Genomic DNA, 15435 nt, shown 5'->3' on the forward strand with positions numbered 1-15435 from the left:
ATATAAAGCATTGCAATATTTTGCTGAGGTCTCGAAACTCATATTTTATGACTAATAATCACTTTAATCTTAAAACATCTTAATATTACAATGACGTACAATGCTTCATTATAGTCGAATATTCTTATATGGTGAATCGTTCTGTTTCACTCATTTTTATAAAAATAAAAAGATATTTTATCTTTATAAAAATGAGTGAGAACATACTATATTTCATTCTATTTATCTAAGAAAATTCAACTGAGAAATGGATGTTAGATAATCCTGAGTTATCTACTATTTCATTCAACTAATGTATAGAAATTGGGTAGATTCACCTCAAATTTTACATACATTCATATATTTTCTAGTAATATTCCTCCTTCTGTATAAATCCGATAGCACTTCTTATTAGATATGTTTATAGCTAATGTTAGTCCTTGTTCTCTTTCTGTCACTTTTCCAGTCCACTTTAACGTTTTTATCTCTTCTGCTTCTAATTTTCACTATTTAACAAAAAGAACAATTTCTATTATTGGTGCAATCACAATTGTTCAAGTTCTAGAAATGTCGTTCATGTTCTCACTTAGCATTTACTTCTCCATCCAAATTCTTTTAGACCGATGTAACAACTAAATTGTAAACACTGACAGACCCTTTTCTAATGTAATTTCCTTTATAAGAGTAGTAATACGCTCTTACTCTCCACTAATCAGTCTGCATTCTCTTGGTCAGCAAGAAACAAGACGTTTCACCAATACATTTTCCCTCTCGATTATGCAAATGAATCGTACTTAAACTAGCCCTTTATGAATTTTTTCCTTTTTCTTCTATTTATTAAAATTTAACGAAATCTTTCCGCTAAATCATTTTTTATATTCATAATCATTCCCTCTAAATTTCTAGTTGCAATAAAAAAGGAAGATCCAAGTATTCCTATCACTTAGTTCTTCCTTTTCCCCTGTATAAACTACCTTCACATGATTAAAATCGTAGTTCTTCAATCGTACTCTCCGCTAACTTATCTATATCAGTAAATATATCATTCGGCTCTTTAGATTACTCTTTGGATCAACTAATACTATTCAAACATTATCTCTTTTCATCTTGTTATGTTATGAATCATAAATAACCCCACCTGCAAACTTGAAAACAACAAAAAAAGGCTTCTTCAAGTCGATTAAAAATGTGCATAGCAAAACAAGCTATATGTGCACTAATCGGCTCAAAGAAGCCCTTTCACAATTGAAACAAGAACAAACTTGCTTCTACAACTCAACCACAACACATAAGGTGTGGGAATAAACAAAATTAAACGCAATAATAATATACCTATATATTATACAATTTAGATTTTCATATCAAGATTTTTTTGATATAAATGCACTCTTCTCTTAAGAGCTACCTTAAAAATTCTTATACTACACCACTATATCAGAAATTTTCTAATTGAAGACACTCAATTTCTTAAATTACATGTAGGCTTATGCCTACCAAGATTCATCTCTCCGCTAAAATAGGTGTTTCACCCCTTCACATTTTAAAGAAGAAATCCTATGTTAAAAAAAGGATAAATAAAAACATGCTATTAATTACAATCTATAGCTAAGAATACAAAATCATATTGTAGGTAAGATTTAAAAATAAATTAAGGAGAAAATTATGCAAATTCGTTGTGGAACATTTAACTTATATCAATTTTCCAAACCACCCATGGCATGGTATAAGCCTGGTTCAGTTTATTCAAGCGAAGCATGGGAAAGTAAGAAGAAATGGATAAAAGACCAACTTTTAAATATGAACTGTGATGTTATAGGTTTTCAAGAAGTATTTAGTATCGATGCTCTAAGAGAATTAATTAAAGAGGCTGGATTTACTTATTTCTCAACAGTTGAGATGCCAACTACAGATCCAGCAAATAATACAGTATATACCTCTCCTGTAGTTGCAATTGGTTCAAAATACCCTATTACTTCTGTAGATCCAGTAATAGTCCCACCTTTCACTAGAGACGATCTCCCTATAACACATGATTTTAAATTTAGTCGAACACCAATCAAAGCAAAAATAAATATTCAAGATATTGGAGACATTATTTTTTATGTGGCTCACTTAAAATCTAAGCGTCCCGTAATTAAAACTCCCGATTTTATACCTAACGAAGCGTGGGATAAAATCGTATTGGACACACTAAGAAGCAGATCCCAAGGACATATAGCCTCCTTATTACAGAGAGGTTTAGAAACAACAATTTTATATCATGACGTAACAAACGTATTACAAACACATAACCGCATTCCAATTGTAATACTAGGTGACTTAAATGACGATGAACATTCAATTCCTTTAGAAGCGTTAACAAATAGAGAACGTGTGTATGAAATAAATGGGATACCCTATAATAATCTTACATTGCAAGCAAAACAAAGTATATATAGTTACACAATTTATGATGCTTTTGATATAGCCCCTAACCCTAGTGGACAAAAAAGGATACCAACACATTATTATAATAAACTTGGTAATGTTTTAGACTATATCCTTGTATCTAATGCTTTTAATGAAAGAAACCCTTATAAGGTTGGCAGAATTACAAACTATAAAGTTTTAGATGATCATTTAAAAGCTGATGGGATTAAGGATGACAAACAATCTGATCATGCTCAAGTCGTTATAACAATAGAAACTATCTAGCTGAATTACTTACCTCTTCACGACTTTTAACAAATCAAACGAGCCCAAAGTCAGTTTCATTCAATTATCTATCCTGACAATATTCCGCTTTCTTTGTTTTGTTGTATAAAACCAGACTTTTGTTCGTTTAAGATTCAATTGTGAAGAGGTATGTTGTTTCTTGGACAAGCAGGTAACAATATCTGCTAGTTATTTTCATATTGATTGAAATGCAAGACTGTTTACTTCTATTAACTATACCCTATTTTCATTCTTTTTTAATTTTGTCATTTAGGAGAAGCAAGAATTAACTGTTGATCAGATCCAAACTCATTTATCTTTTTCCACATAGCCAGAAAATAATTTAATACTATATACCTGCAAGAGCTGCAATGAAAGAGTAACTGGTACAAAAAATCCCACTCAACAAGATTTCGGATATCACAAAGCTGGATCCGATTTAGTTGATACTTCAAAGGCTAGGCTTGTGTTATAAAATTAAATAACACCACTTCAAAATGAAATTTTTCAAGCTTCCATACTAATTTTATTTTATACTTTTATTGTTTGGATCATCATATGTTTGGAAGAATTCTTTCCCTACCTGTTTGCCAGATGTTATTAATTTCTCTTTTAAATCCTGAAATGAGTAGCTGTAATTGCTCCTGCAGACATATCTCCAAACCTTTCAATGCTTGATAATATATTTTTACAGTATCTAAATATTCTAAAGCTCCTACATATCCAATACCTTTGATTCCCCCCTCCCTCAAAAACTAAATTTCTAAAAGGATAATTCATTTATATACCTCCTGAAAGATCTTCAAATAATTACTTCATGCCGATAAATATAATCGCTATATTACAAAAACAAGTTAACTATTACTAAAATAGTTTACGTTTATATAACCTCCTATAAACTAAATCTATATATTCATAATTTCATATGTTCAACTTCGAATCTCCCGTCACTTATTTTTATTAAATACGCATCTGGTGAAGTTATTTCCCATGTTTTATCCAAGCCAAATTGCTTATCAAAATAATGTAATAAGAGTAAATTGGTAATTCTGTGTGTTACTAAAATATAATTATTTTTATTATTTTCATTTATTATGTCCCTTATCACTTGATGCGTTCGTTCCATAACTTGCCGAATCGATTCTCCACCTTCAAATTTTGAATTTACACATTCAAATCGTTTTTTTAGTTCTTCCTTCAAATTTTCTTTAATACTTCCGGTATTAATTTCATTTAATCTCGAATCTTTACAAAAACCCAATTTTAAATGTTTATCAAAAATTTCTGCTGTTTCCACAGCCCTTTGATATTCGCTAGACATTATTTTGCATGTTTTTATCTCTTCTGTTTGCAGAAGAGATACTACCATATTTTCTACTTTTTCCCTTCCCTCTAATTTTAATGAACTATCGAAATCATTATTTTTCGCTTCACCATGGTGAATAATATAAATCTTTTTTTCATGCATTATTCTTTCCTCCAATATATGTTGATAGGACATATCAACATATATACTCACCCTCTTTTAATTTTTATATTCACATGTAACTTAACAAAGTCAATTTTTAATTTAGATTGTCTAATAGTAAACACTTATACTTTCCATCACTGTATTAGTTTTATCCCAATCTATTTTTCGAGAAACATATAACTGATTATTCAAACAGGTATATTCGTTTATTTTCAGGAGATACTGGGGGCTGAATCTTAAATAAAAAGGAGTGTTTTATATGTGTCAAAATCACAAGGGAGTTAAATGTAGTTTTATTCCCCCATCTATCCTAGCCCATATGGCAAGAGCTGGCGTAGACGGATCACAAATGAGCATTAAAGAGAGTAAAGACAGTCGTACAAAAAGAAAACAAAAAACGATTCATGTAACAGAATTAGAAGCAGGTTTTACTGATAATACAACTGTAGCATTACAGTCAACTGGCGGATCTAGACGTGAAATATATGATTGCCAAAATCAATGGGCACAACGAATAAAATTAGTTCGCTCTGAAGGAGAATCTGATACTCAAGATGACATAGTTAATAAAGTATATGAGTACTCTGGTATTGTACGCGATTATTTTAAAGACGTTTTAAATCGAGATTCCATTGATAATCGGGGCTTAGATTTAATTTTAAATGTACACTATGGTACTAACTTTCTAAACGCCTTTTGGGATGGGGATGAAATGACTTTTGGTGATGGGGATGGTAACCTCTTTATTAATTTTGCTAGTTCTAAAGATGTAATTGGTCATGAATTAGCACATGGAGTAACACAATACACTGCAAATCTAGAATATTCTTGTCAATCTGGTGCTTTAAATGAACATTTCTCCGATGTTTTTGGCACCGCTATTAAACAACATTCTAACGGTCAAACAGCTCACGATGCAGATTGGTTAATAGGAAATGATATTATGGGCCCTAGTTTATTTGGTGAGGCATTACGCTCTATGAAAGCACCAGGAATAGCATTTGATAATCCATTAATGGGCACAGATCCACAACCAGATCATATGAAAAACTATTATGACGGATGTTCTGATAATAATGGGGTTCATATTAATAGTGGTATCTTTAATAGAGTTTTCTATTTGGTTTCTATGGAAATTGGTACTGATAAGGCTGCAAAGCTATGGTACCAGGCATTACAGAATCTGTGGCCAACTGCCAACTTTAAAGATGCTGTAAAAGTATTGGTCAGAGTCGCTCAAATACTTACGAAAAATGGAGATGTTCCTTTTGGTACAACACAAACAGTGCGTTCTGCATTTAGAGAAGTAGGTCTATAGAGAGTGCATTAATAAAAATAGAAGATTATATTTTTGAACTCCCCCCACTTTCACTTCATTTTTTGAATTGATACAAGCAAATCCCCTATACCAATAACATTGTGTTTTGTAATAGTTAGTAATCCACTCCTCCTCTTTTTTTACTCCTAAAGCCACCTTTGAACTTTACAAAAGACAAAAAAAGAAGAGGGATTTCTTCCCTCTTCACCAATAAAATCGAACATATTTACAATTAAGGAAGGGCATACATCCATCAAAAGATGAAAGGAACAATAATAGTTCACCTAGTGAATTATAACATAAAAACACTCCCATTAATAGATAATATTAACATTTATGGAATGATTGTGACAGAATTATTAAACATCTTAATATTAAAAGGCTTTATGTGTATATAAATAGAAAACGGATATTGTAGGGATAAAATATAAGGGGGATATATGATGTTTACAAAAAAACAAAAATTAGTAACAGCCGTAACAACCTTAACATTAGGATGTGGATTTACTTTCGGATTAACACCAGTTTTTGCAGATTCCAATAAGTCGTCGGTAAGCGCTACACCAATTCATTCTATTCAGAACCAAGAACAAGAACCTTTTACTGGATATATTATTTCAGTAGATAATCATTACTTAGTAGTTGCTGCTACTTCTACAAAGGAAGAAGCACTTGCTTATCAAGATGATTGGTGGGAGTTAGTTTCTCAGAATAAGATTTTAAGAGTTCCTATTTCAAGTGGTGAAGACTACACAATAGGTGATAAATTAAACGTATATGCAGTTGGTTGGACTGCATCATTACCACCAATTGCTGTAATGCCTACAATTGAAAAAGTAACTCAGTAGGTAAAGTATAGCATGATCAGGGCATCATTCTTAGAATGATGCCCTTTACTTTACCAACGTTTCCCCTTTTAATAACTTTATCTATTGTTAGATAAGAAAATGGTTGCAGTAAGTAACTCCCACAACCTTTATTTAATAATTGATCTACTCCTTACAAAAGAATACCGAATATAATAATAGAAAAAATCCAATCCCAAATAAAATACCTCCTGATATTTGGAAAACATTCATATAATTATTTAACATAATATTATATGTCGATGTTTCTACATCACCGCCTAAACTTTGCACCCAAGAATGAGTAAGGTTATTTGCAAAGTCCAAACTCTTCACAAGAAGTATAATGCCGATTAATACGATAAATGTTAAAATCACATTATGTATTTTTATATTTTTCAAACAATTACCCCCTTTCCTACCATATTATCAAACTATGAAAAAAGAATCCTTAATTTCAAGGATTCTTTTTCTTAACATTAAATTAACGATATGTCACAAAACATATTCCAACAGGTCTTAACGCTGTCCCGTTTCCAACTTTTTTATCACCAAACCATCCAGACTCCCATACATCAAAACGATAACCGGTATATTCTGCATAAGCTCTAATCTCAGCATATCTTCCATTTGTATCAATTGTATTACTTTGTGTTACAGAATACTCAGCTGATACATTAAATCCTACTCCTGCCGAAACCACACTTGCACTTACACCTACACTTGCATTCCATGAAGCAGCAATTTTTGAAGAAAAACTTAATGTTAAAGAACCTGAATTACCACTTACTTTTTTTAATACAGAACTTCCACAAGCTGAAGTAGCTGTTTTATTTTTAAGATAATATGAAGCTGGTGCTAAACTTTGCGAGTAATTATTTTGATTATTTTCGTTTGATAGAGACCTTACAAAAGTAAGTTCAGCTGGTATAAGATTAGATGGTTTTTCAAAATCATTCTCTTCTATATATTTTTTAACAATGTCTTGGTTTGTAATTTTAATAGTTTCAGTATTATTCTCCAACGATACAGTCCTCTCAAACTCTTCAACAGAAACACTGTCCAATAGCTTATCACAACTATTAACATGAGTAGGTGCTAAAGGCTCTGAAGAGCTTTCTGCAAAACTTACTGAGGATGTCTGCAAAATAAAAATTAAACATACTAACGACGACACAAACTTAAAAAGAAAATCTCTTTTTTTCTTCACATAACCACCCCTTATGTAAAATTTTAACACAAATTAACCATACCTTTTATGGATATATTTGTAAACTTATTTAATTTTATAAAGTTTTAACAGAATTTTACGTTAATTAACAATTTCATTCTTATTATTCATCTGTATAGTTTATCAATATTATAGTAGAATAGCATTCGAGAATCTCCCTAACAATATAAATCCCCCCTTCTCCAATTCCCCTGAAGCTGAGCAATTCGTACATCCTTACTGCTCTTTTGTTTTTATCGTCACCTTTTCAAATCATCTTCATATGTTGTATATAGATATCTCCTTTCAAATTGCAATGATGCCTCTTTCAAGTCCTAATGTACGCCTTACAAAGAGCACTTTTGAAAAGTGCTCTTTGTACTTTCTAATACACTCACTCGATAATAAAGTAATTTTAATGTATGAATTGTAACGATTTGCACACACTATAATTGGAAGGCTTGAATCATTGTCATTGCAAAATGTTCAGCGCTTCCGCTCCTTAAGAGAACAGTCTACGCAACTGTTCTCTTTTCCTTTTTTCACAAAAATAACAAGGACAAGCATAGTTAACTATGCTGCGATCAATTGCATTGCAATATTCTCAACGTTCCCTCAACAATTTCTCAATATTTTTCATGGACAATAGCACACTTCCTCAACGTTATTAATATCTTAATATTAAATACTGAAGGAGGTGCTAGAAAATGACTTGGTTCATTATTTTAGGATTTATGCTTATTTTAAGTATAGGTGGCTTTCATACACATAGTATTCATATCATTTTCAAAATAGATTCAGATATAAAAGCTATGTCAAGTTGGTCTTTCGTTAATAAAATAAACTTTCGAACATTTAAAGAATTGTTAAAAAACCCAAACAGGAATAAACTCAAAAGCCTTACCATAGGAGAGCTGTTTATCCCTTTAAGTCTATTCAATAAATTATTTGGCAAAACATTAATTTTTCTAATCCTATTCTTCTATTCTCAATTCTTAAACTAAATATAATATGAGATGAGTAAAAGAATAGCAGTCGCCGACCATAACAAACAACAGACCGCCTGTTACAGACGGTCTGTTTTAAAACAAATTGACTATATCAACAAAATAAGTACGCCTTTATTATTCGGAATATTCTTATTATTCACAAAAAATCGTAGTTAATTATAAACTATCTATTTCCTGTTATTATCAGATTAAGCCTTTACAGAGAAAAGGGGGATATTATGACTGTTCAAGAAAAAAGTAATAAGCAATTGATGGAATTATTAAATGAATGGTATGAAAAAATTCGTTTATATCATGTAAAAGAAGCAAAACAAACATATCTACAAGTAAAGGAAAGCTTAAAAGTAATAGAAACTGATCCATATTTATCATTTTATTACTCACTACTAGATTTTAGATATAAAGTCTTGGTAGATGGAGTGAGTATTACAAAAAATTCCTTTAAGAATATAGAAAAATTCCCTAATATCGAAGAGGATTTTTTATTTTTAGCTTATTATTATCATTTCTTTAAGGCAATCCACTTTACAATTATAGCTAATTATACTGAAGCGAAAACACATTATGAAAAGGCGGAAAGGCTTTTAATTGATATACCTGATGAAATAGATCAGGCCGAGTTTGAGTATAGATTTTCAACTTACTGTTATCAATCTTATCAACCATTTGAAGCGATTCAACATGTAGTAAAAGCCAAAAAAATATATTTGAACCATGTAGGATATGAAATTAATACTGCTTTATGCGACAATGTATTTGGTTTAACCTGTATAGATCTAAGAGAATTTGAAAAAGCGGAAGAATGTCTCAATACGGTTATTGATGTTTTTAATAAGCATAATGAGGAACATTTATTATGCTTACAATGTATTAGCTAGATTACAAGATCGCAAATTATACCCACTCTTTGGATACCTAAAGGCGATGGGCTTTCTCGTTCGGAAAGGACTGTAATTTCTTCTCTTTTTGAACTAAGGCCTTTAACTTTTTTAAATAATCGATTTCCATACGTAAACATTCATTTTTATCTTTTAATGCCTCTATAACCCCTTCAATAGCTGCATTATCTAACTTTGAGCTTGTTTTTTCCATAGCTGGACCCCCTTTCTTCTTTTAATGTAGAAATTCCACAACTTTTAAATCATATATTTCCCTTCATCTACGAACTATTCCAATAAATCCTTTAACATAAACAATTAATTTATTTCATTTGTTTTTATTTTATTTCTCAAAATTTCAGATATATCTTTTGACAAATCCTCTGTATCCCTTCCATATCTATCTCCCGTAGATGAGTCATAATACATATTATACCTAACACATTTATAAGCTTTAATCGTATTTTTAACAAAACCTACTTAATTTTAAGCAGATATAACACTTTATTCTGTCAACTCCCCCTATATTGATAAATATGAAATATTAAATATTTTTGACATTTCCATGACTTGTGACAGGAAAATATATACATTAAATTAAACCTAATGTATCTTTGATTTGTAAGTCGTAATTAGTTGGCCAACTTTCAATACACTTTAATAATTAAAAATAAGGGGGATTTAAAATGAATCAAGTATTAAGGAAAAGTAAGAAAAAAATGATGTATCTAGTCGGTTCACTTCTAATTTCTCTATCAATGTTTTCAACTACAAGTTTTGCAGCTACAGAAGGTGCTGTAAAAAGTGTTACAAATAGTAGCTATACCGGGATTGCAGCTGATATAAATCTACCAAAATCAGTTGTTGTCAAAGATGGATATGTGAATTGGTATTTAGGTATTGGAGCATCTAAAGTTGAGGGCGGTATTTCAAAAACACCAAGTGGATATAAAGTATTTCTTAATTCAGGATATAATGAATCAGGTCAAAACAGTAAGTATTGGAACACACAATATGATACATCAATTAAAGATGGTGATCGAGTAAATCTTAAAATAATTAATAACGGAAATGGTACGGTTACTATGTATGTAAATGGAAGCCCTAGATATGCAAATCAGCCTGTATATGGCTCATTTTCTCAATATGAACCAGTAAAAATGGTTCAGGGCGTGGAAGATACTGGACGTAATTCTTTTAGTCAAGCTAGCTTTTCAAACGTACTTCTAAGAGCAGATACATCTGGATCTATCTACAAAAGTTGGAACGGTTCAATTTCTTCCTCATTTTCTAAACACGGTACTTATAGTAACAATTTCACAGTTTATTCTCAAGTACCATTAAGCGCAAGTTTACGCTAAGGTTGTTCTTGTATACGAAATTTTTTTAAAAAGGTAGCTGTATGTACCTTTTGTACAGCTACCTTTTTCATACTTTAATTGCAAAAAGCGTGTCAAAAATAAAAAGATGAAATTGTAAGTATGTTCACTTCTCAATTTCATCTCTTCTAAAAATTGTATATTACCAATTCTCTTGTTCCTCACTATTCTACCAAATTAATAGCAACACATTATTTAGTTATAAGTTCAAACTATTCTACATTTAAACACATACAATAACCTCTATGCTTTGTTATTTCCGTGTGAAACTAATTCACTATATATCTCTTTCTCTATATTCTTTAACAGAATTTCCAATCTATTCTTTGTAGCTTGATTAAAATGTGGATTTAGTTCCTTTATTATAAATTCAAGTATCTCAAAGCTTATGTAATCACCTAATTCAAGTGAATATTGATCAGCCAAAAAAACTTTTAATTTTTTAGAAATCTCCACTTTGTCCTTTTTTGTAATATTTACCCCCATTCGATAACAAACCTCTCTTAGATTAGTCTTAAATACTAATTCAAACAGTTTTTATAACATAATAAAAATATTTTGGAATTAATATAAATCATATAATGAAATTTTTACAAATAAATAAAAAATATACATTATAATCACTAAACAACATATTATGCATCATAAACATATATTGGCTCGTCATAAAGGCGTAAACATTTTGACCAATTTCCACATAACATTTCCCATTCACCAGCAGGATATACTTCCGTACGCAATATATGAAGTGGTATACGTAAATTCAATAACCGACCACTAAGCGTCGTACGAGTAACTCCCGCTGGCATTAAAAACTTTGCTTCAATTACCTTTTTCAGTTCCATCAACGAGTATTCTGGATAACTCATCAATATTTCATTTGAATGAGGCCAGACCTCAGTATCATTTGAATGACGGCGTACCGTATACTCATGTTGATATAAGCCGACAATACGATGCCATATCTCTAAATGGTTAAATAAATCGCTATTTAAATCCCTTGCATATAAAAAATGTTCTTGTTTATTTGCTTCTGTAATTTTTGCAAGCAAACGTTTATTAGCAATAATCTTACCTGACCAAATTATTGTAGGTTCTTTCTTTAAATTATTTACCCATTCCCCCATTGGTAATAAATGATTCCAAGCACGAATTTTTATTTTTTCATCAGGTACTACCTGTACAGCAACGCGTTTACAACCTAATGCCATCATAGCCTTCATACGATGGGCACCATCAAGTAACAGATAATTACCATCACTAAGCTCAGATACTAAGGGAGGATTCCGTAAAACACCTTCGCTTTCCATTACACGACAAATTTGTTCCAATCTTTTGTGTTCATATGATTCATGAAAGCGAATTTGCTTGGGATGTAAGAGATCTAAGGCCGAAATAATTTCACTCATAAAAACAGCTCCTCAAATAATTACATAAATTCTAAGCTTATCAAATAACTAATTTTCTATAATGATTAGTCGTGTTTACCGATATTTAGCAGCTATTAAACAATTATTTCAAACCGCGTTTTAATAATTTTACTAGTCTTCTAATAAAACACCAATTTCATTTTCCCTAGCCCTTTGATAGTAATAAGCAGCAATGGCTACATCAAATATGGCCATACCCATTGGATTAAATAATATTGCTTTGTCATAAGGGAAGTTTTGCAGTGCTCCTCGGATTACAACGTCAGCAATTGATACTGTATCTTCTTTTTGTAAACCTCTTTCAAGGTGCATCCTTTCAACATCAGTTTTTTCACGACAGACTTCTTCCCAATTATCAACAACTAGTGATTTTGTATATTCTAAGATATCAGGGTTAAAATCACGAAGAGAAACATTGAGTAGTAGCGCCCCATCTTTAGGTTTCTTATCAATATAACCTTCTGCAGAAACAGTACAAGTAATAAAAATATCAGCATCATTATAGGCTTCTTCATATGCATTAACCTTTTGAGTTTTAGAATAAATTTCCTCAGGAATTAATTCGTCTTTAATTCCATTGATATCATATAAGTAAACATTTTCGATTTTATCGCCTAATAGGGCAGTTACCATCTTTAAATGCATCTGACCAATAGGTCCAAATCCAATAATTCCAACTTTAACATTATTTAAATCTCTTAACTTGGCAAACTCTCGAATCATTAACCCTGTAACAGAAGCTGTTCGTATTACACTGATCATTGCTGTATTAAGTGTCGCAAATGGTTTTCCAGTCATAGCATCATTTAATATAGTAACTGAATGAGCACGTTGAATACCTTTCTCAATATTCTTCGGAAAACTAGCTATCCATTTGATTCCTGAAACCTTAAATTCTCCTCCAATATAAGCTGGCATAGCAATAATTCTATTAGCCGAATCATCGAAACGTAAGTATGGTTTAATTGGCTGAGAAAAATCTTCTGAATCAAGACTTTTTACTGCCTTTGAAATGACATTTATTGTTTCTTCCCAATTAACACCCATTTCATTGATATGTTTAGTATTTAAATACATCATAATTGCTTCCTCATTTCTATATCATTTTTATAAAGAAACTAATTGATCTTCTACTGATTTTTGTGTATTAAGCCATTCTACCCATTCTACATTGTAAATAGTAGATGTGTAAGCTTGACCATTATCAGGACATAAGAAAACAACATTAGGGGTATTTTGAACATCCCTATTTTCAAAATACTTTTGGATTGCATAATATGAAGTCCCTGATGATCCACCGGCAAATATTGCATGTTTATTAAATAGCTCATAACAACCTGCAACAGTATGAATCTCCGGTACAATCATTACATCATCAATCACTGCTTTTTTAACCATTCCAGGTATCATACTGGCACCAATTCCTGGTATGTATCGTTTACGAGGCTTATCACCAAAAATAATGGATCCTTGACTGTCTACCGCAATAATTTTAATATTAGGGAATTTTTCTTTTAATCGTGTAGATACTCCAGCGATAGTTCCTCCAGTACTCACTCCAATGAAGGCATAATCTAACTGTTTAAAATCATTAGATATTTCTCCACCAATTCCTTGATAATGAGCTTCAAAGTTATCGACATTATTATATTGATTTGTCCAGTATGCATTAGGAATAGTATTTAAAAGTTCTTTCACCTTATTTAAACGCGTTAATAAATAGCCACCTGTTTCATCTCGTTCATCCACTTTAGCTACTTGATAGGAAGTTGCCCTCAAAAAATTCTCATAACTATCATTAATATTTGGATCAATAACTGGTATGAATTTCAGACCAATATACCTACAAAGAGTAGCAAGAGCAACCGCAAAGTTACCAGATGAAGATTCGATAATTGTAGAATTTCCAGTCACTTCACCGCGATTTATTGCTGATTTTAAAATATGGTAAGCAGCACGTACTTTAACACTATTCATCAAATTGTAATATTCTAGTTTTGCATACAGATTAATCTTTTCATGCTCTAATTTAATCATAGGTGTGTTGCCAATTACCCTTTCTAAACTCTCTAATTTCTTGAGCATAATTTGCTTCCTTTCTTGGTTAAAATCTAAAAAAAATAATTAAAGATAAACATTTTTAAATTCGAATATAAATCATCTTTAAATAACTTATATTCAGATTTACTTTAAATGTTCTTTCGAATGTACTTCAAATAGAACTTATACCTGAAAGACAACTAATGCTAGATTCTTTAGTATCGATAAGCCAAGCACCATTCAAGTACTGCCATAGCACTATTTAACTTATTTTCAGCCTGGGTAAATACAATACTTTTCGGTCCATCAATAACTGTTGCTGCTACTTCTTCCCCCCGGTGTGCTGGGAGGTCATGCATGAAAGTAGCTTCCGGATATAAAGTCAAAATTCTCTCTGTCACTGCAAATGGATTAAATGCATCTTTCCATAAAGGATCTACTTTGCTTGTCCCTGTTGTTTGCCACCTTGTTGTATATACAACATCCACTTCACTAGGTAACATTTTTATATCATGACATTCAATAACTTTAGCACCAGAAAATCGTGCATATTCTTTTGATTTTTCAAGCACACTTGGAGACACTCCATAACCAGCAGGTGTAAAAAGATATAACTCCGTACCTGGAAAACGAGATAAAGAAAGAGCTAGAGCTGCAGCACTGTTATTACCTTCTCCCATATATAAAACCCGTAATCCAGCTATTTCACCAAATTTTTGTTTCATTGTTGTTAAGTCTGTTAGCGCTTGTGTTGGATGTTCTTCCGCACTCATTGCATTAATGACTGCCATACGACTTTGAGATGCCAGCTTTTCCATTTCCTTTTGACTATCTGCAGTTCTTGCTACTAGTCCATCCAGCATTCGCGAAAGTACTTGAGTAGTGTCTTCTATAGACTCCCCTGTATTTTCTTGTAAATCATTTGGACCATACGTTACAATTTGTGCACCCATCTTTAATGCTGCAATAGAAAATGCCGATCGAGTTCTAGTCGATGTTTTACGGAAGTAAACCCCAATTATATTTCCCGCTAATATTTGATTAGGTTGCGATTTACCTGTGGCAAACTCTACCCCACGAGTTACAATTTGGTTAATATCACTATCAGTAAGATCCTCAAGAGTAATTAAATGTTTTCGAATAGCCATTATTATATTACCTCCCTTTTGAATAAGTGCATG

Annotated in this window: 15 protein-coding genes and 1 pseudogene; 6 read left to right on the forward strand and 10 right to left on the reverse strand. The window is 31.5% G+C overall.

What is annotated here, in order from left to right; genetic code table 11:
* The first annotated feature begins 1641 nt into the window (after window positions 1–1641).
* Entirely contained in the window at window positions 1642–2673 is a 1032-nt protein-coding gene (locus C4S65_RS17145) for an endonuclease/exonuclease/phosphatase family protein (protein ID WP_098355754.1), read from the forward strand.
* Between the two features lie 612 nt (window positions 2674–3285).
* Here C4S65_RS17145 and C4S65_RS17150 read toward each other — a convergent pair.
* The gene (locus tag C4S65_RS17150; RefSeq protein ID WP_258043875.1) at window positions 3286–3453 is read right to left on the reverse strand and encodes a hypothetical protein; all 168 of its coding nucleotides are present in this window, start codon (window positions 3451–3453) and stop codon (window positions 3286–3288) included.
* A 133-nt stretch (window positions 3454–3586) separates the two neighbouring features.
* The gene (locus C4S65_RS17155; protein ID WP_103945323.1) at window positions 3587–4141 is read right to left on the reverse strand and encodes a histidine phosphatase family protein; all 555 of its coding nucleotides are present in this window, start codon (window positions 4139–4141) and stop codon (window positions 3587–3589) included.
* A gap of 262 nt (window positions 4142–4403) precedes the next feature.
* Between C4S65_RS17155 and C4S65_RS17160 the strand changes: the two genes are divergently transcribed.
* Together C4S65_RS17160 and C4S65_RS17165 are read left to right on the forward strand one after the other, a co-directional pair.
* A complete protein-coding gene (locus C4S65_RS17160; protein ID WP_103945324.1) occupies window positions 4404–5462 on the forward strand; it encodes a M4 family metallopeptidase in 1059 nt (352 codons plus the stop codon).
* 443 nt (window positions 5463–5905) lie between these two features.
* Entirely contained in the window at window positions 5906–6310 is a 405-nt protein-coding gene (locus tag C4S65_RS17165; protein WP_103945325.1) for a DUF3221 domain-containing protein, read from the forward strand.
* 144 nt (window positions 6311–6454) lie between these two features.
* On the opposite strand, the gene C4S65_RS17170 is transcribed toward C4S65_RS17165, so the two are convergent.
* Together C4S65_RS17170 and C4S65_RS35230 are read right to left on the reverse strand one after the other, a co-directional pair.
* Window positions 6455–6709, reverse strand: a complete 255-nt coding sequence (locus tag C4S65_RS17170; RefSeq protein WP_098838443.1) for a hypothetical protein — start codon at window positions 6707–6709, stop codon at window positions 6455–6457.
* A gap of 82 nt (window positions 6710–6791) precedes the next feature.
* Window positions 6792–7517, reverse strand: coding sequence for a hypothetical protein (locus tag C4S65_RS35230; RefSeq protein WP_240524314.1), 726 nt, complete (start codon window positions 7515–7517; stop codon window positions 6792–6794).
* A 707-nt stretch (window positions 7518–8224) separates the two neighbouring features.
* On the opposite strand from C4S65_RS35230, the gene C4S65_RS17185 reads away from it, so the two are divergent.
* Window positions 8225–8521 carry a hypothetical protein gene (locus C4S65_RS17185; protein ID WP_098838444.1) on the forward strand — a complete coding sequence of 99 codons (297 nt, stop codon included), beginning with the start codon at window positions 8225–8227 and terminating at the stop codon, window positions 8519–8521.
* Between the two features lie 224 nt (window positions 8522–8745).
* Window positions 8746–9384, forward strand: a pseudogene (locus C4S65_RS17190) (hypothetical protein); the annotation flags it as partial.
* Between the two features lie 58 nt (window positions 9385–9442).
* Here the strand turns inward: C4S65_RS17190 and C4S65_RS34415 are convergent.
* Complete coding sequence (locus tag C4S65_RS34415) at window positions 9443–9619, reverse strand: hypothetical protein (protein WP_176543429.1); 177 nt, start codon at window positions 9617–9619, stop codon at window positions 9443–9445.
* 472 nt (window positions 9620–10091) lie between these two features.
* Between C4S65_RS34415 and C4S65_RS17195 the strand changes: the two genes are divergently transcribed.
* Window positions 10092–10766: a hypothetical protein gene (locus tag C4S65_RS17195; protein WP_065229807.1), complete on the forward strand. Its 675-nt coding sequence runs from the start codon at window positions 10092–10094 to the stop codon at window positions 10764–10766.
* A gap of 261 nt (window positions 10767–11027) precedes the next feature.
* Here the strand turns inward: C4S65_RS17195 and C4S65_RS17205 are convergent, their stop codons facing one another.
* The 5 genes from C4S65_RS17205 to C4S65_RS17225 all read right to left on the reverse strand — a co-directional run bounded on the left by C4S65_RS17205 (window position 11028) and on the right by C4S65_RS17225 (window position 15402).
* Entirely contained in the window at window positions 11028–11270 is a 243-nt protein-coding gene (locus C4S65_RS17205) for a DUF2164 family protein (RefSeq protein ID WP_000538717.1), read from the reverse strand.
* Window positions 11271–11419: 149 nt separating this feature from the next.
* The gene (locus C4S65_RS17210; protein ID WP_098838445.1) at window positions 11420–12193 is read right to left on the reverse strand and encodes a ParB N-terminal domain-containing protein; all 774 of its coding nucleotides are present in this window, start codon (window positions 12191–12193) and stop codon (window positions 11420–11422) included.
* A gap of 132 nt (window positions 12194–12325) precedes the next feature.
* The gene (gene sbnB / locus C4S65_RS17215) at window positions 12326–13294 is read right to left on the reverse strand and encodes a 2,3-diaminopropionate biosynthesis protein SbnB (protein WP_103945326.1); all 969 of its coding nucleotides are present in this window, start codon (window positions 13292–13294) and stop codon (window positions 12326–12328) included.
* 27 nt (window positions 13295–13321) lie between these two features.
* Window positions 13322–14299, reverse strand: coding sequence for a 2,3-diaminopropionate biosynthesis protein SbnA (gene sbnA, locus C4S65_RS17220; protein ID WP_103945327.1), 978 nt, complete (start codon window positions 14297–14299; stop codon window positions 13322–13324).
* Window positions 14300–14469: 170 nt separating this feature from the next.
* Window positions 14470–15402 carry an ornithine carbamoyltransferase gene (locus tag C4S65_RS17225; protein ID WP_098838448.1) on the reverse strand — a complete coding sequence of 311 codons (933 nt, stop codon included), beginning with the start codon at window positions 15400–15402 and terminating at the stop codon, window positions 14470–14472.
* Between the last annotated feature and the right edge of the window lie 33 nt (window positions 15403–15435).

It is taken from the genome of Bacillus sp. ok061 (assembly GCF_900108285.1).
GTDB classification, from domain to species: Bacteria; Bacillota; Bacilli; order Bacillales; family Bacillaceae_G; genus Bacillus_A; species Bacillus_A thuringiensis_S.

Coding starts and splice junctions, on each gene's coding strand:
- sbnA (WP_103945327.1), bottom strand. CDS start 14,299: ATGCTCAAGAAATTAGAGAGTTTAGAAAGGGTAATTGGCAACACACCT.
- C4S65_RS17225 (WP_098838448.1), bottom strand. CDS start 15,402: ATGGCTATTCGAAAACATTTAATTACTCTTGAGGATCTTACTGATAGT.
- C4S65_RS17145 (WP_098355754.1), top strand. CDS start 1,642: ATGCAAATTCGTTGTGGAACATTTAACTTATATCAATTTTCCAAACCA.
- C4S65_RS17195 (WP_065229807.1), top strand. CDS start 10,092: ATGAATCAAGTATTAAGGAAAAGTAAGAAAAAAATGATGTATCTAGTC.
- C4S65_RS34415 (WP_176543429.1), bottom strand. CDS start 9,619: ATGGAAAAAACAAGCTCAAAGTTAGATAATGCAGCTATTGAAGGGGTT.
- sbnB (WP_103945326.1), bottom strand. CDS start 13,294: ATGATGTATTTAAATACTAAACATATCAATGAAATGGGTGTTAATTGG.
- C4S65_RS17155 (WP_103945323.1), bottom strand. CDS start 4,141: ATGCATGAAAAAAAGATTTATATTATTCACCATGGTGAAGCGAAAAAT.
- C4S65_RS17185 (WP_098838444.1), top strand. CDS start 8,225: ATGACTTGGTTCATTATTTTAGGATTTATGCTTATTTTAAGTATAGGT.
- C4S65_RS17210 (WP_098838445.1), bottom strand. CDS start 12,193: ATGAGTGAAATTATTTCGGCCTTAGATCTCTTACATCCCAAGCAAATT.
- C4S65_RS17205 (WP_000538717.1), bottom strand. CDS start 11,270: ATGGGGGTAAATATTACAAAAAAGGACAAAGTGGAGATTTCTAAAAAA.
- C4S65_RS17165 (WP_103945325.1), top strand. CDS start 5,906: ATGTTTACAAAAAAACAAAAATTAGTAACAGCCGTAACAACCTTAACA.
- C4S65_RS17150 (WP_258043875.1), bottom strand. CDS start 3,453: ATGAATTATCCTTTTAGAAATTTAGTTTTTGAGGGAGGGGGGAATCAA.
- C4S65_RS17160 (WP_103945324.1), top strand. CDS start 4,404: ATGTGTCAAAATCACAAGGGAGTTAAATGTAGTTTTATTCCCCCATCT.